The organism is Streptomyces sp. NPDC046727 (assembly GCF_040645635.1).
Classification (GTDB): domain Bacteria; phylum Actinomycetota; class Actinomycetes; order Streptomycetales; family Streptomycetaceae; genus Streptomyces.
Genome location: NZ_JBEYYR010000002.1, coordinates 80,170 through 100,766 on the forward strand (window position 1 = coordinate 80,170; position 20,597 = coordinate 100,766).

At 73.2% G+C, this 20,597-nt stretch carries 14 protein-coding genes; 12 read left to right on the forward strand and 2 right to left on the reverse strand.

The genetic code is table 11. The features are described 5' to 3' along the window. A complete protein-coding gene (locus tag ABZ937_RS02545; protein WP_361684848.1) occupies positions 1–2,559 on the reverse strand; it encodes an ATP-dependent Clp protease ATP-binding subunit in 2,559 nt (852 codons plus the stop codon). 174 nt (positions 2,560–2,733) lie between these two features. After that, the gene (map, locus tag ABZ937_RS02550; protein ID WP_361684850.1) at positions 2,734–3,510 is read right to left on the reverse strand and encodes a type I methionyl aminopeptidase; all 777 of its coding nucleotides are present in this window, start codon (positions 3,508–3,510) and stop codon (positions 2,734–2,736) included. Between the two features lie 54 nt (positions 3,511–3,564). Here map and ABZ937_RS02555 point away from each other — a divergent pair, with 54 nt between their 5' ends. The 12 genes from ABZ937_RS02555 to ABZ937_RS02610 all read left to right on the forward strand — a co-directional run bounded on the left by ABZ937_RS02555 (position 3,565) and on the right by ABZ937_RS02610 (position 20,574). Beyond that, a complete protein-coding gene (locus tag ABZ937_RS02555; protein WP_361684852.1) occupies positions 3,565–3,816 on the forward strand; it encodes a helix-turn-helix transcriptional regulator in 252 nt (83 codons plus the stop codon). A gap of 149 nt (positions 3,817–3,965) precedes the next feature. After that, positions 3,966–6,377 carry a hypothetical protein gene (locus ABZ937_RS02560; protein ID WP_361684854.1) on the forward strand — a complete coding sequence of 804 codons (2,412 nt, stop codon included), beginning with the start codon at positions 3,966–3,968 and terminating at the stop codon, positions 6,375–6,377. 184 nt (positions 6,378–6,561) lie between these two features. Next, positions 6,562–7,404, forward strand: coding sequence for a nitrilase-related carbon-nitrogen hydrolase (locus tag ABZ937_RS02565; protein WP_361684856.1), 843 nt, complete (start codon positions 6,562–6,564; stop codon positions 7,402–7,404). Between the two features lie 29 nt (positions 7,405–7,433). Beyond that, positions 7,434–8,693 carry an aspartate aminotransferase family protein gene (locus ABZ937_RS02570; protein ID WP_361685403.1) on the forward strand — a complete coding sequence of 420 codons (1,260 nt, stop codon included), beginning with the start codon at positions 7,434–7,436 and terminating at the stop codon, positions 8,691–8,693. A gap of 41 nt (positions 8,694–8,734) precedes the next feature. Beyond that, positions 8,735–10,312, forward strand: a complete 1,578-nt coding sequence (locus ABZ937_RS02575) for a PucR family transcriptional regulator ligand-binding domain-containing protein (RefSeq protein ID WP_361684858.1) — start codon at positions 8,735–8,737, stop codon at positions 10,310–10,312. Positions 10,313–10,467: 155 nt separating this feature from the next. Continuing rightward, positions 10,468–11,310 carry a nitrilase-related carbon-nitrogen hydrolase gene (locus tag ABZ937_RS02580; RefSeq protein ID WP_361684860.1) on the forward strand — a complete coding sequence of 281 codons (843 nt, stop codon included), beginning with the start codon at positions 10,468–10,470 and terminating at the stop codon, positions 11,308–11,310. A gap of 65 nt (positions 11,311–11,375) precedes the next feature. Further along, positions 11,376–12,770: a dihydropyrimidinase gene (gene hydA, locus ABZ937_RS02585; protein ID WP_361684862.1), complete on the forward strand. Its 1,395-nt coding sequence runs from the start codon at positions 11,376–11,378 to the stop codon at positions 12,768–12,770. A gap of 11 nt (positions 12,771–12,781) precedes the next feature. Next, positions 12,782–13,801 carry a TIGR03842 family LLM class F420-dependent oxidoreductase gene (locus ABZ937_RS02590; RefSeq protein ID WP_361684864.1) on the forward strand — a complete coding sequence of 340 codons (1,020 nt, stop codon included), beginning with the start codon at positions 12,782–12,784 and terminating at the stop codon, positions 13,799–13,801. A gap of 120 nt (positions 13,802–13,921) precedes the next feature. Next, entirely contained in the window at positions 13,922–15,448 is a 1,527-nt protein-coding gene (locus ABZ937_RS02595) for an NCS1 family nucleobase:cation symporter-1 (RefSeq protein ID WP_361684866.1), read from the forward strand. Positions 15,449–15,584: 136 nt separating this feature from the next. Further along, positions 15,585–19,241 carry a CHAT domain-containing protein gene (locus ABZ937_RS02600; protein WP_361684868.1) on the forward strand — a complete coding sequence of 1,219 codons (3,657 nt, stop codon included), beginning with the start codon at positions 15,585–15,587 and terminating at the stop codon, positions 19,239–19,241. Further along, positions 19,238–19,924 (forward strand): hypothetical protein, encoded by a 687-nt coding sequence (locus tag ABZ937_RS02605; protein WP_361684870.1) that lies wholly within the window; start codon positions 19,238–19,240, stop codon positions 19,922–19,924. Before ABZ937_RS02600 ends, ABZ937_RS02605 begins: the two co-directional genes overlap by 4 nt. Continuing rightward, entirely contained in the window at positions 19,924–20,574 is a 651-nt protein-coding gene (locus tag ABZ937_RS02610) for an RES family NAD+ phosphorylase (protein ID WP_361684872.1), read from the forward strand. The genes ABZ937_RS02605 and ABZ937_RS02610 overlap by 1 nt, the downstream gene beginning before the upstream one ends. Positions 20,575–20,597: the final 23 nt, after the last annotated feature.

Consider the following 20,597-nt stretch of genomic DNA (forward strand, 5'->3'; position numbering starts at 1 on the left):
TCACAACTCCGGTGCGGGCGGCGGGGTCTCCGCTGCGGGCGGCTGGGTCTCCCCGGCGCGGAAGTCCAGCCGCCCGTCCTTCACGTCCACCGTCGCCCGGCCGCCCTCGGAGAGGGTGCCGTTCAGCAGCATCCGGGACAGCTGGTTGTCCACTTCGCGCTGGATGGTGCGGCGCAGCGGTCGGGCGCCGTACTCCGGCTGGTAGCCGCGCTCGGCGAGCCAGTCCACGGCCGCGGGTGTGAACTCGACCGTGACGCCCTGCCCGTCCATCAGCCGCCGGGTGCTCTCCAGCAACAGGTCGGTGATCCGCCGCAGCTGGTCGCCCGTCAGCTGCCGGAAGACCACGATCTCGTCGATCCGGTTGAGGAACTCCGGCCGGAAGTGCTCCCGCAGCGGCCGCAGGATCCGCTCGCGCCGCGCCTCCTCGTCGGCCTCCGTGCCGCCCGGCCCGAACCCGATCCCGGCACCGCGCCGGGTGATCACCTCGGAGCCCAGGTTGCTGGTCATCACGATCACCGTGTTGGTGAAGTCCACGGTGCGGCCCTGCGAGTCGGTGAGCCGGCCGTCGTCCAGGACCTGCAGCAGGATGTTGAAGACGTCCGGGTGCGCCTTCTCCACCTCGTCGAGCAGCAGCAGCGAGTACGGGTGCCGGCGCACCACCTCGGTGAGCTGCCCGGCCTCCTCGTGGCCGACGTACCCGGGCGGGGCGCCCACCAGCCGGGAGACGGTGTGCCGCTCCTGGTACTCGCTCATGTCGAGACGGACCATGCGGTCCTCGCTGCCGAACAGGGCCTCGGCGAGCGCGCGGGCCAGCTCGGTCTTGCCGACGCCGGTCGGGCCGAGGAAGAGGAAGCTGCCGATCGGCCGGTGGGGGTTCGCCAGCCCCGCGCGGGACCGCAGCACCGCCTCGGACACCACGGCGACGGCCTCCTCCTGGCCGACCACCCGCTCGTGCAGGTGCTCCTCCAGGCCGAGCAGCCGCTCCTTCTCCTCCTGGGTCAGCCGGCTGACGGGGATGCCGGTCTGCCGGGACACCACCTCGGCGATGGCCTCCGCCGTCACCTCCAGCTGCCCCTCGTCGGCCTGCTCGTCGCCGCTGGCCCGCGCGATCCGCTCCTTCACCGCGCCGATCCGGTCACGCAGCTCCTTGGCCTTGTCGTAGTCCTCGTCGGCGACCGCCTGGTCCTTGTCCCGGACCAGCTGCTCGACCTCGCGCTCCATCGCGCGTACGTCCGTGCCCTTGGTCCGGGCGCCGAGCCGGACCCGGGCGCCCGCCTGGTCGATCAGGTCGATGGCCTTGTCCGGCAGCCGCCGGTCGGTGAGATACCGGTCCGACAGGTCGACGGCGGCGACCAGCGCCTCGTCGGTGTAGCGGACCTGGTGGTGGGCCTCGTACCGGTCGCGCAGCCCGCGCAGGATCTCGATCGCGTCCTCGGTCGTCGGCTCGGGGACCATGATCGGCTGGAAGCGGCGGGCCAGGGCCGCGTCCTTCTCGATCCGGCGGAACTCCTCCAGCGTGGTCGCGCCCACGACGTGCAGCTCGCCCCGGGCGAGGGCGGGCTTGAGGATGTTCCCGGCGTCCATCGCGCCGCCCTCGCCGCCGGAACCGGCGCCGACGACGGTGTGCAGCTCGTCGATGAAGACGACCAGCCGGTCGGAGTGGGCGCGGATCTCCTCCACGATGTTGTTCAGCCGCTCCTCGAAGTCGCCCCGGTAGCGGGTGCCGGCCACGACCCCGGTGAGGTCCAGGGCGACCACCCGGCGCCCGGCCAGGACGTCCGGTACGTCGCCGTCGGCGATCCGCTGGGCGAGCCCCTCCACGACGGCCGTCTTGCCGACGCCCGCGTCACCGATCAGCACCGGGTTGTTCTTGCCGCGCCGGGACAGCACCTCGATGGTCTGCTCGATCTCCATGTCCCGGCCGATCACCGGGTCGATCCGGCCCTGCCGGGCCAGCTCGGTCAGATCGCGGCCGTACTTGTCCAGGGTGGGCGTCCCGGTCGGCCGCTGCCGCTCCGGGCGGGGCTGCACGGTCTCCGGGGCCTCGGGCGGCAGGGCGCCCCCCGAGAACCGGGCCGCGTTCAGGATGTGCCCGGCCGCCGAGTCCGGATTCGCGGCCAGAGCGCTCAGCACGTGCTCCGGGCCGATGTACCCGGCGCCGCTGGCCCGGGCCATGTCGTGCGCGTCCAGCAGGGCCCGCTTGACGGCCGGGGTCAGCGACAGCGAGGTCGGCGGCGGTGCCTCGCCCGGCGCGTGCTGGACCGGGCCCGCCCGGTCGTCGATCTCCGTCGCGAGCGAGTCCGGGTCCGCGCCCGCCCGGGTCAGCAGACTGCGGGTGGGCTCCGCCGACACGGCCGCGCGCAGCAGGTGCTGGGTGTCCAGGTCCCGGCTGCCGTGCTCGGCGGCGTACTGGGCGGCCCCTCTGACCAGCTCCCGGGCCGGCTGGCTGAGCAGGCGGCCGATGTCGATGTGGCGCGGCCGGTCGGCTCCACCGGGGACACCGCCGAAGAAGCGGGCCAGGAATTCGCCGAAGGGGTCAGGAGGGTAGCCGTTGGTCATGGCGTTCCGTTCCTTCGCAGACGACTGGCTCCGCCGGGTAACCGGGCGGGAGCTGCTCATGCCCACGATGACACGAACCGTTGGGGTGGGCATGTTCGCCTACGGGGGTGGGGGTTCCTGTGCTTCGGCGGCCGCGGGTGCGCGGTGGCCGCTCGCGCAGTTCCCCGCGCCCCTTCAGGGCGCTTCTCGTGCCGTGAGGATCCTGGGGCCCGACTCCGTGATCGCCACAGTGTGCTCCGCGTGGGCCGCTCGGGAGCCGTCGGTCGTGCGCAGGGTCCAGCCGTCGCCCGCCTCGTAGTAGGCGTCCTTGCCGCTCGCGATCAGCATCGGCTCGATGGCGAGGACCATGCCGGGGCGCAGCGGCAGGCCGCGGCCGGGACGTCCCTCGTTCGGGACCTCGGGGTCCTCGTGCATACGGCGGCCCACGCCGTGGCCGCCGAATCCGCCCGGGATGCCGTAACCGGCCGTACGGCAGACCCGGCCGACGGCGTGGGCGATGTCGCCGATGCGGTTGCCGGGCACGGCCGCCTCGATGCCCGCCGCCAGGGCCCGCTCGGCGGTCTCGACCAGCCGGAGGTCCGCCGGGCGCGGGCGGCCCACCACGAAGCTGATAGCCGAGTCGCCGACCCAGCCGTCCAGGGCGGCGCCGCAGTCGACGGAGAGCAGGTCACCGTCGCGGAGCCGGTACCGGGTGGGGATGCCGTGCACGATCGCGTCGTTCACCGAGGCGCAGATCACCGCGGGGAAGGGGGTCGGGGCGAAGGAGGGGCGGTAGCCGAGGAACGGAGAGGACGCGCCCGCCTCGCGCAGCACCTCCCGGGCCACCTCGTCCAGCTCCAGCAGCGAGACGCCGACGTCCGCGGCCTTCCGTACGGCCGTCAGGGCGCGGCCGACGACCTGGCCCGCCGCGTACATCGCGTCGATCGACGCGTCCGTCTTCAGTTCCATCATGCCAATTACTATACCGGTATTTGAATGGGGACGGGTGGGAGGCAGAATGGGGGCATGGTGCGCACCCCTCTCACCCCCGAAGAGCGCGAACGCGGCGAGCGGCTCGGGCAGCTGCTGCGCGAGGCGCGCGGCAGCCGGAGCATGGCCGACATCGCCGCCGAGGCGGGCGTCTCGGCGGAGACGCTCCGCAAGATCGAGACGGGGCGGGCGCCGACACCGGCGTTCTTCACCGTGGCCGCGCTGGCGCGCGTCCTGGGCCTGTCCATGGACGAACTGGTCGCGCGATGCGCCCTGGTGGACGCCTGAGGCCGGCGCGGAGCCGGGCTCGCCGCGCAGCGACCGGGATCCCGCGATGAGCTGACCGCGCGCTGCCGGAAAACTCTCCGTAGCAGGCCCGTAACACGACTGGTGTTGCCTACCGAACGGAGTGCTGGCGGTCGGGCGGGAGCTGGACGATGGCTGTGGATCAACTCCCCGGTCGGGTACGGGAGTTCGCGAGCTACCTGGACGCCGTGCTGGCGCGCCTCGATCCGCGCGGCGGCTGGAGCGGGGTCTTCTGGCAACGGGACCCCGAGGGCATGCGAGCCTGCCTGGACGGGCGCGAGGTGCCGCCGTGGGACGTGGTGGAGGCGCTGCTGGAGGACCTCGGCGCGGCGTACGGCTCCGCCGCGGCGGTGGCCGAGCGGGAGCGCGCCCGTGCGCTGTACGGGGCGGCGCTCGCCGCGTACGACGCCCGGCCCGGCGCCCGGGAGGCCCTGCTCGACCGGCTCGACGTCATGCTCCGCGAGCAGCGGTACGCCGCGGAACGCCACGCCGAACTGATCCGCCTGCTGTCCACGCCCGTGTCCCCGGAGGAGTCCGACTCCCTCCGCCACGACCTCGCCTGGGCCGACGACGACCACGCCCGCGCGACGGCCCGCTGCGCCGAACTCCAGGCGCGCCTGGCGGACTTGGACCGACGACGGCTGCCCGCCGGCGAGGACGTCCACGGCGGCACCGGCGGCTGGGGCCCGCCCGGGGAGCGGACCGCACGGGCCTTACAGGACACACCCCCGGACCCCTACGCGAGCACAGCGCAGAACAGACCGACTGAGCAGCCCACCCACTCCGCCCCTGCGCCTACGGAGCAGGGCTCGGGAGCCGGGCAGGCCGGCCGATCGGGCCCCTATGTGGGTCCTGGGTCGGTGGAGCGGGACGCGGGAGCCGAGCGGGCCGGCCGGTCCGGCCCCTACACGGGCACTGCGCCTATGCAGCAGGGCGCGGGGGCCGAGCAGGCCACCCGCTACGGCCCCTACATGGGTCCTGGGTCTGAGGAGCAGGACGCGGGAGCCGGGCGGGCCGCCCGCTCCGGCCTTTACACGGGCACTCCGCACGCCGACCAGGACACGCGCACAGCGCGGGACGGCAAGGTCACGACAACGACCTCACCCCCACCCACCGACCGCCCCGCCCACCCCGCTGACGCCGCATCGCCGGATTGGTCCACGGGGGCCGGCGCCCCTGCCGTAGCTCCCGGCCGAGTTGAGCCCGCTCCTGGTGCCGCGCCCGTCGACCGGTCCGCGTCATCGGGCGCCTCCGCCGGCTCGCCCGTTCGGTCCGGCCCGTCGGGTCGGTCCGCTCGGGCAGTGGCCGATGCCGCGTCCGTCGGCTGGTCCGCGCAAGCTGCCGATGGCCCCGCCGGCCGGTCCACCCGCGCAGCCGACGCCGCACCGCCGGATTGGTCCGTCCCACCCGGTGCCTCTGCCGTAGATCCCGTCGGGTCCGCCCAGGCACCTCCCGCGGCCGACACCACACGGCCCGGTCGGCCCGTCCAGCCCGGCGCCCCTGCCGTCGATCCCGTCCGACCTGCCCAGTCGGCTCCCGCCCCCGATGCCGCGACGCCGGATTGGTTCGCCCACCCCAGCACCTCCACCGCCGATCCCGTCCGCCCCGCCCAGGCGCCGCCCGGTTGGTTCGCCCAACCCGGCAACCCCGCCGTCGATCCCGGCCGGCCCGGCCCCGCGCTTCACGCCGGCCCTCCCGGGGCTCAGGATTCGCGAACCTCCCCGTCTCCCGCTGGCGTTCCGCAGGGCGCCATGCCTCCCGCGGCGGCCGCTCAGGGCGTAGTCCCGGACGACCCTGCCGCAGCCGATGCCCTGCCCGACGCCCCCGCCAAACCCCGCAAACGTCGCCGTGGCAGTGCCCGGTTCGCCGGGGTTGTCGATGGGGGCGGTGTCGCCCCGGCCGTTGTGCCGGAGGCTGCCGTTGCTCGTGAGCGTCGTGCGCCCCGGGGGGCACGGTTCGCCGGGGTCGAGGAGACGCGTGACCCGGTGGTGTCGGGTGTCGAGGTGGTGGACGAGGAGGGCCGTGCCGTGGTCGCCGAGGCCGTCTCGCGGCTTGCGCGGCTGCGGGCCGAAGGGCGCAGTGGCGAGGCTCATGTGCTGCTGGTCGAGGCCGCGCAGTGGCCCGTGGGCCGGCTGCCGCTGCTCGCGGACGCCCTGCAGCGGGCCGGACTCGGCGCCGACTGGGCCACGCTCCTGTGGGAGGCCGCCGCGCTGCCCGCGGAGCGGCTCGTGGCCGCCGCCGACGCGCTCGCCGCGGCCGGGCGGGACGGCGACGGGCGGCAGATGCTGCGGCAGGGTGTGGCGCGGCCCGCGGAGCTGATCGGCGCGGCCGTGCTGCGGCTGGACGGCGAGGGCCGGGGGAGGGAGGTGCGGGCCCTGCTGGACGCCTATGTGCGGGTCCGTACGCCCGAGGAGGCCGCCCGGTGTGTCACCGCCGATCCCCGGCGGCTGGTGCCGCTGGTGCTCGCCGCCGCCCTCGGCGTCTCCGACGAACGGCACTGGGACCTCGTGCACGCACTGCGGGTCGCTGGGTACCATCCGTGAGCGGAGGCGGTCGGGTGTGTCCCGGTGTGTCCCGGTCCGCTCACCCACAGGAGTGTGAAACATGATCGACTCCGCGGGTTGACGACGATGGTCTTGGCAAGGGCCTCGCAGAGGCTTACGTTCGTGCCTCTACGCCCTGCTCTACGGGCGTAGAGGCTCTGACGTCGTGTCGAAGGAGCAGCTCATGGCCAACGTCGTCCGCGCCGGTCTGGTCCAGGCCACCTGGACCGGCGACACCGAGTCCATGGTGGCGAAACACGAGGAGCACGCCCGTGAGGCGGCCCGCCGGGGCGCGAAGATCATCGGATTCCAGGAAGTCTTCAACGCCCCCTACTTCTGCCAGGTCCAGGATCCCGAGCACTACCGCTGGGCCGAGCCGGTGCCCGACGGGCCGACCGTGCGCCGGATGCGGGACCTCGCGCGCGAGACCGGCATGGTGATCGTCGTACCGGTCTTCGAGGTCGAGCAGTCCGGCTTCTACTACAACACCGCCGCCGTGATCGACGCCGACGGGACCTATCTCGGCAAGTACCGCAAGCACCACATCCCACAGGTCAAGGGCTTCTGGGAGAAGTACTACTTCAGGCCCGGCAACCTGGGCTGGCCCGTCTTCGACACCGCCGTCGGCAAGGTCGGCGTCTACATCTGCTACGACCGGCACTTCCCCGAGGGCTGGCGGCAACTCGGACTGAACGGCGCCCAGTTGGTGTACAACCCGTCGGCGACCCACCGGGGCCTGTCCGCCCACCTGTGGCAGCTGGAGCAGCCCGCCGCGGCCGTCGCCAACGAGTACTTCGTCGCCGCCATCAACCGCGTGGGGCAGGAGGAGTACGGCGACAACGACTTCTACGGGACGTCGTACTTCGTGGATCCGCGCGGGCAGTTCGTGGGAGAGACCGCGAGCGACAAGAACGAGGAACTCCTCGTCCGCGACCTCGACTTCGACCTCATCGAGCAAGTGCGGCAGCTGTGGGCCTTCTACCGCGACCGCCGTCCCGACGCCTACGAAGGGCTGGTGCAGCCGTGAGCGACCTCCACTCCCGCCACCGCCGGGTCATGCCCGACTGGCTCGCCCTCTACTACGACGACCCGATCGAGATCACCCACGGCGAGGGCCGGCACGTCTGGGACGCCGCCGGCAACAGGTACCTGGACTTCTTCGGCGGGATCCTGACGACCATGACCGCCCACGCGCTGCCCGAGGTCACCAAGGCCGTGAGCGAGCAGGCCGGGCGCATCCTGCACTCCTCGACCCTGTACCTCAACCGCCCCATGGTCGAACTCGCCGAACGGATCGCCCAGTTGAGCGGCGTCCCGGACGCCCGGGTGTTCTTCACGACCTCCGGCACCGAGGCCAACGACACCGCCCTGCTGCTCGCCACCGCCCACCGGCGCAGCAACACCGTCCTCGCCATGCGGAACAGCTACCACGGCCGGTCCTTCAGCGCGGTCGGCATCACCGGCAACCGCGGCTGGTCCCCGACCTCCCTCTCCCCGCTGCAGACCCTGTACGTCCACGGCGGCGTCCGCACCCGGGGACCGTTCGCCGGTCTCGACGACCGCGCCTTCATCGACGCCTGTGTCGCCGACCTGAAGGACCTCCTGGGCCACACCCGGCCGCCGGCCGCGCTGATCGCCGAACCCGTCCAGGGCGTCGGCGGGTTCACCTCGCCGCCCGACGGGCTGTACGCCGCGTTCCGCGACGTACTCCAGGAGCACGGCGCCCTGTGGATCGCCGACGAGGTGCAGACCGGCTGGGGCCGCACCGGCGAACACTTCTGGGGCTGGCAGGCGCACGCCGCGAGCGGCCCGCCGGACATCGTCACCTTCGCCAAGGGCATCGGCAACGGCATGTCCATCGGCGGGGTCATCACCCGCGCCGAGATCATGAACTGCCTGGACGCCAACAGCATCTCCACCTTCGGCGGCACCCAGATCACCATGGCCGCCGGCCTGGCCAACCTCGCCTACCTCCTCGAACACGACCTCCAGGGCAACGCCCGGCGCGTCGGCGGGCTGCTCATCGAGCGGCTGCGGGCGGTCGCCGCCCAGCTGCCCGGGGTCCGGGAGGTGCGCGGACGCGGCCTGATGATCGGCGTCGAGCTGGTCAGGCCGGGCACGGACGAAGCCGACCCGGGGGCCGCCGCGGCCGTGCTGGAGGCGGCCCGGCAGGGCGGGCTGCTCATCGGCAAGGGCGGCGGGCACGACACCAGCGCCCTGCGGATCGCCCCGCCGCTGTCGCTGACCGTCGCCGAGGCCGAGGAGGGCGCGGCGATCCTGGAACGCGCGCTGCGCAGCGCCTACGAGAGCGCCTGAGGCACCAGCGTCGGCAAGTACGAGAGAGCAGGTGTACGGCCATGACCATCCCCGCCGAGCCCCGGCACACCGGCCCGCAGCCGCCCGACCCGGTCCTGTCCGTGCGCCAGGTGCTGACCCTGGAGCGGGTGCTCGCCGGCGAGCCCGAGGTGGTGGCCGGCGCCGGACAGCTCGACCGGCCGGTGCGCTGGGTGCATGTCGCCGAGGCCGCCGACGTCGGCGTGATGCTCAGCGGCGGGGAGATGGTCCTCACCACCGGCGTGCTGCTCGCCGGGGACGAGTCCCGGCAGGCCGAGTACATCCGGTCCCTGCACCGGGCCGAGGCGGCGGCCGTCGTCCTCGGCCTGGGGCGGGCCTTTCCCACGCCGCCCGAGGTGATGCGCCGGGCCGCCGAGCGGTGCGGGCTGCCCATGGTCGTCCTGCACCGGCCGTTCCCCTTCGCCGAGCTGACCGAGGAGGTGCAGTCCCGGCTGGTACGGCGGAAGTTCGCCGCGATCAGCCTGTCGGAGACGGTACGGACCGCCCTCACCGGACTGATCACGGCCGGTGCCCCGCTGCAGCGGCTGCTCGACGAGATCGCCCGGCACAGCGGCTGCCCGGTGGTCGTCACCAACCTCGCCCACCGGGTCCTCGGCACGGCGGGGGAGCGGTCCGCGGTGGACGACGTGCTGCGCGACTGGGAGCGGGTCGCCCGGCAGGCGGGCGCCGGCGCCGCGGACGGCTGGATCCACGCCGAGCTGGGCGGACGCGGGGAGCGGTGGGGCCGGCTGCTGCTGTGCGGCTACCGGGGCGAGCTGGCCACCGGGCGGCTGCTCGCCGACCGGGCCGCCGAGGCCCTGGTGCTCCACCGGATGCTCGGCGGCGGCTCCGCGCACAGCTGGGAGGAGCAGTCCGCGCAGAGCCTGCTCACCGACCTGGTCTCCGGGGTCGTACCGGCCCGGCAGCTGCTGCCGCGGGCCCGGGCGGCCGGACTGCCGGTCAACCGGCGGACCTTCGTCCCGCTCGTCGTCCAGGGCCGCGCGCCGGACCAGCTCGACCGGGTGCTCCGCCTGCTGGGGCTGCCCGGCATCGTCGCGGAGCTGGCCGACGGGGCCGCCGCCGTGCTGCTCAGCCTCGCCCCCGACCAGGACGCAGAGGCGCTCACCGCACACTTCGCGGCCCGGCTGCGGGCGCGGTCGCCGGCCGTGGTCGCCGCCGCCGGCCCCCGTACCGACTGGGAGGACGTGCCCGCCGGGCTGCGCGAGGCCCAGCACGTCGCCGACGCCGTCGCCGGCTCCTCCACCGCCCTGGACCTGCCGGCCGTCGTCCGGCTCAAGGACGTCCATCTGCGCGGACTGATCCGGCTGCTGCGCGACGACCCGCAGGTGCAGTCCTTCGCCGAGCGCGAGCTGGACGGGCTGCTGTGCGACGCCGAACCCGAGCTGCTGAACGTCCTGCGGACCTATCTGGCGACGGGCCGCAACAAGTCCCGCACCGCCCAGCTCCACCATGTCTCCCGGCCGGCCCTCTACCGCCGCCTGGAGGCCATACAGTCCCGCCTCGGCGCTGACCTGGACGACTTCGAACAGGCGGCCTCCGTGCACATAGCGCTCCTCGCGCACGACGCGCAACAGGGATGAAACATGCGACGACCTGCGACAACGGCGGTGAAACATGGGACCGCGCACACGTGACACGGTGGCACGCCGACCACCCGCGGACGTGACACGCTGCCCGTCGAACCGGCCGTCGGAGCTTCCTACGCTCAACGCACACCGAGCTACCGGAGGTCTCGATGAGCCGAGTGATCCGTGCCGCCCTCTTCCAGACCGCCTGGACCGGCGACAAGGAATCCATGATCCAGGTGCACGAGCAGGCGGCCCGCGACGCCGCCGCCCAGGACGCCCAGGTCCTGTGCTTCCAGGAGCTGTTCTACGGCCCCTACTTCTGCCAGGTCCAGGACAAGGCGTTCTACGAGTACGCCGAGCGGATCCCGGAGGGCCCGACCGTCCGGCGCTTCCAGGCCCTCGCCCGCGAGCTGGGCATCGTCCTCGTCCTGCCCATGTACGAGGAGGAGCAGCCGGGCGTCCTGTACAACACCGCCGCGGTGATCGACGCGGACGGCTCCTACCTCGGCAAGTACCGCAAGACCCACATCCCCCAGGTCCAGGGTTTCTGGGAGAAGTTCTACTTCCGCCCGGGCAACAGCGGCTGGCCCGTCTTCGACACCGCCGCCGGCCGGATCGGCGTCTACATCTGCTACGACCGCCACTTCCCGGAGGGCTGGCGGGCGTTGGGCCTCGCCGGCGCCGAGATCGTCTTCAACCCCTCGGCCACCTCGCGCGGCCTGTCCCGCTACCTGTGGCAGCTGGAGCAGCCGGCGGCGGCCGTCGCCAACGAGTACTTCGTCGGCGCGATCAACCGGGTCGGCGTGGAGGACCTGGGCGACAACGACTTCTACGGCACCACGTACTTCGTGGACCCGGAGGCCCAGTTCGTCGGCGAGGTCGCGAGCGACAAGGAGACCGAACTCGTCGTACGCGACCTCGACCTGGCCAAGCTCCGCGAGGTCCGCGACCGCTGGCAGTTCTACCGGGACCGCGCGCCGGGGACCTACGGCCCGCTGACCGCGCCCTGAAGGGGCGCGGGGAACTGCGCGAGCAACCACAGACAACCCGCACGTGACCACGAAGGAGAGGGCCCGTGACCCGCCGTACCGTGATCCGCGGTGGCCTAGTCATCACCGCCTCGGACGAGATCCACGCCGACGTCCTCGTCGAAGACACCCGCATCGCCGCCCTCGCCACGCCCGGTTCGCAGAGCTGGAGCGCGGACCGCACGATCGACGCCACCGGGAAGTACGTCATCCCGGGCGGCGTCGACGCCCACACCCACATGGAGCTGCCGTTCGGCGGCACCTTCGCCTCCGACACCTTCGAGACCGGCACCCGGGCCGCCGCCTGGGGCGGTACGACGACGATCGTCGACTTCGCCGTGCAGAGCGTCGGCCACTCCCTGCGCGAGGGACTGGACGCCTGGCACGCCAAGGCCGAGGGCAACTGCGCGATCGACTACGGCTTCCACATGATCGTCTCCGATGTGAACCAGGAGACGCTCAAGGAGATGGACCTGCTGATCGAGGAGGGGGTGACGAGTTTCAAGCAGTTCATGGCCTACCCCGGGGTCTTCTACTCCGACGACGGGCAGATCCTGCGCGCCATGCAGCGCTCCGCCGAGAACGGCGGGCTGATCATGATGCACGCCGAGAACGGCATCGCCATCGACGTGCTGGTGGAGCAGGCGCTCGCCCGGGGCGAGACCGACCCCCGCTACCACGGGGAGGTCCGCAAGGCCCTGCTGGAGGCCGAGGCGACCCACCGCGCCATCCGGCTCGCCCAGGTGGCCGGCGCGCCCCTGTACGTCGTGCACGTCTCGGCCATGGAGGCGGTGGCCGAGCTGGCCCGCGCCCGGGACGAGGGGCTGAACGTCTTCGGGGAGACCTGCCCGCAGTACCTGTTCCTGTCGACGGACAACCTCGCCGAACCCGACTTCGAAGGCGCCAAGTACGTGTGCAGCACTCCGCTGCGGCCGCGCGAACACCAGGAGCGGCTCTGGAGGGGACTGCGGACCAACGACCTCCAGGTGGTCTCCACCGACCACTGCCCCTTCTGCTTCGTGGGCCAGAAGGAGCTGGGCCGCGGCGACTTCTCCAAGATCCCCAACGGGCTGCCGGGCGTGGAGAACCGTATGGACCTGCTCCACCAGGCCGTCGTGGACGGGCACATCTCGCGCCGCCGCTGGATCGAGATCGCCTGCGCCACCCCGGCCCGGATGTTCGGCCTGTACCCGCAGAAGGGCACCATCGCCCCGGGCGCCGACGCGGACGTCGTCATCTACGACCCGCACGCCGAGCAGGTGCTGTCCGCCCGGACCCACCACATGAACGTCGACTACTCGGCGTACGAGGGCACACGCGTCACCGGCCGCGTCGAGACCGTCCTGTCGCGCGGCGAACCCGTCATCGACCAGCGCGCGTACACCGGACGTGCCGGGCACGGCGTCTTCACCCCGCGCTCCACCTGTCAGTACCTCACCTAGGAGTGGCGCCCATGGACTTCGGACTCGTCCTGCAGACCGACCCGCCCGCCTCCCGTGTCATCAGCCTGATGAAACGGGCCGAGCGCAACGGCTTCACCTACGGCTGGACCTTCGACTCCGCCGTGCTCTGGCAGGAGCCGTTCGTGATCTACAGCCAGATCCTGGCGAACACCCAGAAGCTGACCGTCGGCCCGATGGTCACCAACCCCGGCACCCGCACCTGGGAGGTCACCGCCTCCACCTTCGCCACCCTCAACGACATGTTCGGCAACCGCACCGTCTGCGGCATCGGCCGAGGCGACTCCGCGATGCGCGTCGCCGGCCGCAAACCCAACACCCTCGCCCGGATCAGCGAGGCCATGAAGGTCATCCGCGCCCTCGGCAGCGGCGAGGAGGCGGACCTCGGCGGCACGGTCGTGAGGTTCCCGTGGATCAGGCAGGGCGCCCGACTGCCCGTGTGGATGGCCGCGTACGGCCCCAAGGCGCTGAAGATGACCGGCGAGGAGGCCGACGGGTTTATCCTCCAGCTGTCCGACCTGTACCTGACCGAGTACATGGTGAAGGCCGTGAAGGACGCGGCCGTCGCCGCCGGGCGCGACCCGTCCGAGGTGAAGATCTGCGTGGCCTCCCCGGCCTACGTCACCGAGGACGACTCGCCCGAGGCGCTCGCCCACGCGCGGGACCAGTGCCGGTGGTTCGGCGGCATGGTCGGCAACCACGTGGCCGACCTGGTCGCCAAGTACGGCGAGCACTCCTCCCAGGTCCCCGAGGAACTCACCGACTACATCAAGGCCCGTGAGGGGTACGACTACTCCCACCACGGCCGCGCCGACAACCCCGACACCCAGTTCGTGCCCGACGAGATCGTGGACCGGTTCTGTGTCATCGGGCCGGCCGGGAAACACATCGAGAAGCTGAACGCGCTGCGCGAGCTGGGCGTCGACCAGTTCGCCGTGTACGACATGCACGACGCCCAGGAAGCCACCATCGACGCCTACGGCTCGACAGTGATCCCGGCCGTCAACGCCTGAGCGAGAACCCGCGGTTCGAGCCCCCCACGCCCCTCTTGGTCTCCCCTCCCCACCTCCCCGGGGAGGTGGCTGGTGCCCGCAAGGCCACTCCCGACCCACCTCACCCCGATTGGCCAGCCCATGACCGACACCGCTCCCACGGCCATACCCCTGTCCGGCCAAGTCACCCTCCCCGACGGGCGTGTGCACCTCGCTCCCGGCACTCCGCCGCCGAGTGGTCCGTACGCCAACGAGGACCTGCTTCCGGTCCCCGTCGAGAAGCGCACCTGGACCACGTACAACTTCTCCGCGCTCTGGGTCGGCATGGCCCACAACACGGCCTCCTGGACCCTGGCCTCCGGGCTGATCGCCGTGGGCATGGACTGGAAGCAGGCCGTGTTCACCATCGCCCTCGCCAATCTGATCGTGCTGGTCCCGATGCTGCTCACCGGGCACGCGGGACCCAAGTACGGCATCCCCTTCCCGGTCTTCGCCCGCGCCAGCTTCGGCATTCGCGGCGCCAACCTCCCCGCCGTCGTCCGGGCGCTGGTGGCCTGCGGCTGGTTCGGCATCCAGACCTGGATCGGCGGCGAGGCGATCTACTTCCTCGCCGGCAAGCTCATCGGCGACAGCTGGGCGAACGCCTCGCACATCGGCGGCTACGCCTGGACCATGTGGCTGTCGTTCGCGATCTTCTGGATGATCCAGGTCGCCATCATCCACCGGGGCATGGAGACCATCCGCCGCTTCGAGAACTGGGCCGCGCCCTTCGTGCTCGTCGGCGCGTTCGTGATGCTGTGGTGGATGAGCGGCAAGGCCGGCGGCGTCGGCCCGCTCTTCGACCAGCCCTCCTCACTGGGCTGGGACGGCGACTTCTGGAAGCTGTTCTGGCCCTCGCTGATGGGCATGATCGGATTCTGGTCCACGCTGTCGCTGAACATCCCCGACTTCACCCGCTACGGCAAGAGCCAGAAGGCGCAGACCTGGGGCCAGGCCCTCGGCCTGCCGACCACCATGACGTTGTTCGCCTTCCTCTCCGTGCTGGTGACCTCCGGCTCGCAGGCCGTGTACGGCAAACCGGTCTGGGACCCGGTGCAGCTGGCGGCGAAGACGGACAACGTGGTCGGTCTGCTGTACGCGCTCGTCACGGTCCTGGTGGCGACCCTGTCCGTGAACATCGCCGCCAACCTGGTCTCCCCGGCCTTCGACTTCTCCAACGTGGCGCCCAGGAAGGTGAGTTTCCGCACCGGCGCGCTGATCACCGCGGTCCTCGCCGTGCTGATCTTCCCGTGGAAGCTGTACTCCGACCCGCAGGGCTACATCTTCACCTGGCTCGGCCTGGTCGGCGGCCTGCTCGGCACGGTCGCGGGCATCCTCGTCGCCGACTACTGGCTGCTGCGCCGCACCCGCCTGGACCTCGCAGACCTGTACCGCGCGGGCGGCCGGTACTGGTACGCGGGCGGCTGGAACTGGCGGGCGGTCGTCGCCTTCCTGGCGGGCGGTGTCCTCGCGATCGGCGGCGCGAGCTTCAAGCCCCTGATCGACGGCCGGCCGATTCCCGCGCTGGCCCCGCTCGCCGACTACGGCTGGGCGGTGGGCCTCGGCACGTCCCTGGTGCTGTACCTGGTCCTGACCCTTGCCTCGGGCCGGGACCGGCAGCCTGCCTGATCCCGCCGTCATCGCGTCTCCCCGGGCGGAATCCGGACGGGGGCCGGGCGTTGTCCGGCAGGATGCCCGTGAGGTGCGCCGGATCGGGCTGCCGGACCCCGGCAGCGGGCACCATGGGCGGCGGAGGGGATGACGCATGAGTGAATCCGGGACCGCGGCCGGGCGTGCCGCCGCCGCGCTCGCCCGCACGGACGGGTTCTCCGTACCTGTCGAACCGGAGAAGTACACGGGGACACGAGGGCCGGAGCTGGACGCCCTGACGGACGAACTGGAGGAGCTCCACGCCGAGTTGGCGCACGCGAGCGGCGGGGAGGCGACGGCCGCGGCGGTGGCGGCCAGGCTCGGCCGGTGCCGTGCCGTGCGGTTCGTCCTGGAGGGAGAGACGGCCGACCGGGAGCGGGCACTGACCCTGCTGGAGGAGGCCCGGGCGTCGGCCCTGCTCGGCGCGGAGGACCGGGAGGCCGCTCGCCAGGACCTCGTGGCCCTGGTCGGGTCACGGTTGGTGCGGCTGAACCGTGAGTTCTCGGCCCGGCCCGCGAACGAGTGGTTCGTCGACCGGCTCATGTCCCTCTCCGCGGTCGGCACCCCCCTCGCCGAGGGCGGTTCGGGCGTGGTCGAGGACAGCGCGCTGCTCGTCCGGCTGCTGCTCGAACGCGAGCACCCGCACATGACGCCCCAGATCCGCGACCAGTTACGCACGTTCGGCGAGATGACCGACGCCCTGCTGACCGGTGACACCCGTGCGCTCGTGCGCGGGAGCCGGGCCCTCCTCGGCAGCATGCCGAGCGGTGCGGTGCCGCCGCCGCTGGACAGACTGCCGTGGATCCTCGGGCAGATGGAGCGGACCCTCGCCACCTCCCCGCCGCGGCCGGAGGCGGCCGGTGACCCGCCGGCCGGCGACGGGGACGGGGCCGAGGAGGTCCGGCAGACCCTGAGCCAGTACTTCGCCCTGGCCGAGGTGATGTCACCCGGGACCATCGGGCCGGAGGACGTCTCCCGGCTCCTCGCCGAACTGTCGGGAGCCGGGCAGGCCGAGGGGCAGGAGGCCGGCGCCCCCCTGCCGTCCAGGATGGTCGCCGCCCTCGTCCACGTAGCCCTCGCCACCCGCACCGGCGACATGCAGGGGTTCCGGGACGCACTGCGGCTGATGCACGAGGCGTCGGCCGACGGGGAACTCGACAGCCGCACCCACGGCGAGTGGCTCCGTGTCGTCGTGCCCGGACTGCTCATCGGGGCCGCCCTCACCGGCGGCAGCCTGCAGGACGAGGACATGGCCCGCGAGCTGTTCGAGACACAGCAGTGGGACGACGACCCCCTGAGCGGCCACGCCGCCACCCTGCGCCTGTGCGGCGAGACCGTCCGGCTCCATGTGCGGCTGACGTCCGCCCTGGACCGGAGCGACGCCGAAGCGGTCGAGGACGTCATCGACGCACTGTGCGAACTGGAACTGGACGAGACCTACGACGCCGCCGAGGAATGGACCGGCGCCCTGACCGGCTTCGTCCTCGGCAGCGCCTACCTGGGCCGCGTCGTGCTCGCCACATCGACGGACGACCGGACCGCCCACCTGCGTGCCGCCGTGCACCACCTCCAGCGGGCCGTGGAGACATCGGTGGACATGCCCGTCCTGCGGAGCCTCCTCGACATCACCTGGGCCCCGCTGCTCACCCTGACCGCGATCGCCGAGTCCGACCCGAGCCGCATCGCCGAGGGCGTACGACGCGCCCGTGCCGCCCTGGACGACACCGGATTCACCTCCGACTTCCGGTCCAGGGCGCGCGGTGGCATCGCGCTCGCCCTGGACACCCTGCATCTGCTCACCGGCGACGCCGAGGCGCTGGACGAGGCGATCGCCGAGCTGACGCGGGCGCTGACGGAACTGCCCGACGGCGGGCCGGGCGGCGCCGGGCTCACCTGGGACCTGGCCGCGCTGCACGCCAAGCGCGCCACCCTCCGGGCGGGCACGCCCGGCGCCGACGGCGAACTGCGGACCGCCGTCGGCCTCGCCCGCACCTCGCTCCGGCTCTCCGCCGACGACGTCCTGCTCCAGCAGGGTGTCGGCCGTGGCCTGCGCATCGCCCGCGCGGCCGCCGACCGGGGCCGCAGAGCGGCCTTCTGGGCGCTGCGCGCCGGGCTCACCGAGGAGGCGATCGGCTGTCTGGAGGCGGGCCGTTCCCTGGTGCTCGGCGCGGCGGCCGTCTCGGCCGGTGTCGCGGACCGGCTGGCCGCCCTCGGCGAGAACGAACTGGCCGAGCGCTGGCGCGCCGCGGGCACCGACACCCCCGGGGAACGGGGCGACGACCGCTCCCTCCTGGAGCTGTCCGCGGGCGCGGACGCCCTCCGTGACCGGTCCCCGCTGGACGTGCTGTCCGCGGCGGGCGCCGGCGCCCCCGACCTGCCCGGTGACCTGCGGCGCCGCTCGCTGGACGTACTGCGCGGGCGGGGCGGGGCCGACGTACAGCCGGTGCTCGCCTCCGTGCGCGACCTGCGCGCCGGACTGCGGGAGTCGGGGGCGGACGCGCTGCTGTACCTGGTCCCCGGCGTCGACGCCCCGGACGGGACCGTACTGGCGGTCACCGGCGACGGGCCCCTCACGGTGCTGCCGTGGTCCGCCCCGGCCCCGGACGGCCGCGAGCCCGTCACGGAGTACCTGGCGGCCGGGGCGGACAGGCAGCGCCTGGAGGCCGTAGCCGACGGCACCGCCGACGACCGGGAGAAGAAGCGCGCCGAGCGGCGTTGGCTGGGGGCCCTGGACGACCTGTGCGCATGGGCCGGCGAGGTGCTCGGCCCGGCGCTGGACCACCTCGGCCTGTGGGAGCGCGCTCTCACCGAGTCGGGCCTGCGGGACGCCCCCGCCGACGCGGTACGCCCCGACGCCGTACGCCTCGTCATCGTGCCCTGCGGCGACCTGGGCGTCGTGCCCTGGCAGGCGGCCGTACTGCGGCCGCCCGCCGGGTACGGCGTGCCGCGCGCCGTGCGGGCCTGCGAGGTCGCCGTCCTCACGCACGCCGCCTCCGGCAGGGAGTTCCTGCGTGCCGCGGGACGCCGTCGCATGGCACTGGCCGAGCGGCCGGCCCTGGTGTTCCACGGGGAGGACGATCTGGCATGGGCCGAGGAGGAGATCGACACCCTGGCCGACGTCCACTACCGGGACGCGGTCGTCCACCGGCCCGACGAGAACCCCGCCACGCCGGAGACGGTCCTGGCCCTGCTCGGCGGCCGGGCCGCCGCCCCCGCCTCCCTGGTGCACCTCGCCTGTCACGGACTCGCCGGGCCGGACCCCACCCGGTCGGCCCTGCGGCTGGCCCGGAGCGAGCCGTCAGGCAGCGGCGGGGAGCTCACGCTGAGCACCCTGCTGGAGACGCCCGCCGAGGGCGACGCGTTCCGCTCGGCCGGGCCCCTGGTCGTGTGCGGCGGCTGCGAGACCGACCTCACCACCCGCGACCACGACGAGGCCCTGACCGTCACCTCGGTGCTCGTGCACCGGCTGGCCGCCGACGCCATCGGCTCCCGCTGGAAGGTCGACGACATGCGGTCCGAGCTGCTCCTGCTCGTCCTGCACGACGCGCTGGCCCGCGACCTGGCCCCACCGGACGCGCTGCGCGCCGCCCAGCGCTGGATGCTCACCCCGCCGGACGAGCGCCCGCCCGTCCCGGCGCTCCGGCACATCTCGGCCGCCTGGCGGCTCGCGGAGGACGTCCGCGACCGCCCCGACACCTGGGCGGCCTTCGTCCACCACGGCAACCCCGCACCGGCGGCCCCCGCCCGGCCGCAGGAAGGAGAGGGCGCATGACGTCGGAGGAACTGCTCCGGCTGCTGGAGGAACACTGGACCACGGTCATCACCGGGCTGGACGAGGACGATCTCGGTCGACTGTCCGGCACACTGCGCCAGATGCGGGAGGAGACCGCCGCCGGGAACCCGACGGCCGTGGCCCGTGCCGTGCGCCGCATGAAGCGCACGCTGTCCGCGCTGCCCCCCGACCACCCGGTGTCCGAGGCGCTCGGCGGCCACCGCTACGCCGCCGCCACCCGTGAACTCCCCGGCCTCACCACGATCGACGCCGTGATCGGCGTCCTCGGCACCCCGCCACCGGACCCCGCCGAACTACTGCGGACCGCCCGCCGCAGGCTCCTCGCCGCGCCCGCCCTGTCCGAGTCCGAGCGCACCGCGCTGACCGAGGGCCAGGAGGCGCCGCCCGGCGGCCCGGACGCGCCCGCCGGACTGATCCGGCTGCGCGACCCGGACCACGGCATCCGCTACCCCCGCTTCCAGTTCAGGCCCGGTACGGCCGAACCGCTGCCGGTCGTCCGGCGGATCAACGTACTGCTCCGCGCGGACCGCGACCCCTGGGGAGCCGCCGACTGGTGGCTGGGCGGCAACCGATGGCTGGGCGGCGTCCCCGCGGAGCTGCTCGGAGTCGTGCCCGACGACGCGCTGGAGCGCGCCGCCGCCGAGCTGGTGGGGGCGCTCTGATGGCGGGTCAGCTTCCGCCCGAGGGCGTCGCCATGAAGCCGTTGCGGCACACCCTCACGGCGGGCACCGTGCTGTGGCGGTGCCACGAGGAGCGGTACGCGGCAGGCGAGTTCAACCCGAACGTCGCGCACGAGTTCTTCAAGGGCGGCCGCTTCGACCCCACCGAGCACGACCCGTACCCCTACCTCTACGCCGCCCTCGACCCGGTCACCGCCCTGTCCGAAGTGCTGCTGAGGTCCGTCGAGTTCGGCGACGACGGGGTGCGCCAGATCCCGTGGGCCGAGGCGTCCCGGTACGTCCTGTCCGCGGTCCGCACCACGGCCGACCTCTCCCTGGTGGACCTCACGACCGCCGAGGGGCTGGCCGCGGTCTGGCAGGACGACTGGCTGATCGACACCAAGGAGTACGCCGGCACCCGGTACTGGGTACGGGTGATCCGCGAGCGCTGCGACGACGTGCAGGGCCTGTGCTGGACGTCCAAGCGCTGCCGGCCGCGCAAGGCGCTCCAGCTGTTCCAGGACCGCTGCCCGGACGTGCCCCTCGACCCCCGGCCGCGCGAGTGCCTGCGGCTGGCGTCGGCGGACGACGTGCGCAGGGTCAACCGGCTGCTGGCGCCGCTGCACGCGGTCGTCTCCGCCCCGGAGGAGTGAGCGGACACGAGACCGCCCCGGCC

Coding starts and splice junctions, on each gene's coding strand:
- ABZ937_RS02570 (WP_361685403.1), top strand. CDS start 7,434: ATGCCCGACTGGCTCGCCCTCTACTACGACGACCCGATCGAGATCACC.
- ABZ937_RS02600 (WP_361684868.1), top strand. CDS start 15,585: ATGAGTGAATCCGGGACCGCGGCCGGGCGTGCCGCCGCCGCGCTCGCC.
- ABZ937_RS02565 (WP_361684856.1), top strand. CDS start 6,562: ATGGCCAACGTCGTCCGCGCCGGTCTGGTCCAGGCCACCTGGACCGGC.
- ABZ937_RS02555 (WP_361684852.1), top strand. CDS start 3,565: ATGGTGCGCACCCCTCTCACCCCCGAAGAGCGCGAACGCGGCGAGCGG.
- ABZ937_RS02605 (WP_361684870.1), top strand. CDS start 19,238: ATGACGTCGGAGGAACTGCTCCGGCTGCTGGAGGAACACTGGACCACG.
- ABZ937_RS02560 (WP_361684854.1), top strand. CDS start 3,966: ATGGCTGTGGATCAACTCCCCGGTCGGGTACGGGAGTTCGCGAGCTAC.
- ABZ937_RS02580 (WP_361684860.1), top strand. CDS start 10,468: ATGAGCCGAGTGATCCGTGCCGCCCTCTTCCAGACCGCCTGGACCGGC.
- ABZ937_RS02545 (WP_361684848.1), bottom strand. CDS start 2,559: ATGACCAACGGCTACCCTCCTGACCCCTTCGGCGAATTCCTGGCCCGC.
- ABZ937_RS02610 (WP_361684872.1), top strand. CDS start 19,924: ATGGCGGGTCAGCTTCCGCCCGAGGGCGTCGCCATGAAGCCGTTGCGG.
- ABZ937_RS02575 (WP_361684858.1), top strand. CDS start 8,735: ATGACCATCCCCGCCGAGCCCCGGCACACCGGCCCGCAGCCGCCCGAC.
- ABZ937_RS02590 (WP_361684864.1), top strand. CDS start 12,782: ATGGACTTCGGACTCGTCCTGCAGACCGACCCGCCCGCCTCCCGTGTC.
- map (WP_361684850.1), bottom strand. CDS start 3,510: ATGATGGAACTGAAGACGGACGCGTCGATCGACGCGATGTACGCGGCG.
- ABZ937_RS02595 (WP_361684866.1), top strand. CDS start 13,922: ATGACCGACACCGCTCCCACGGCCATACCCCTGTCCGGCCAAGTCACC.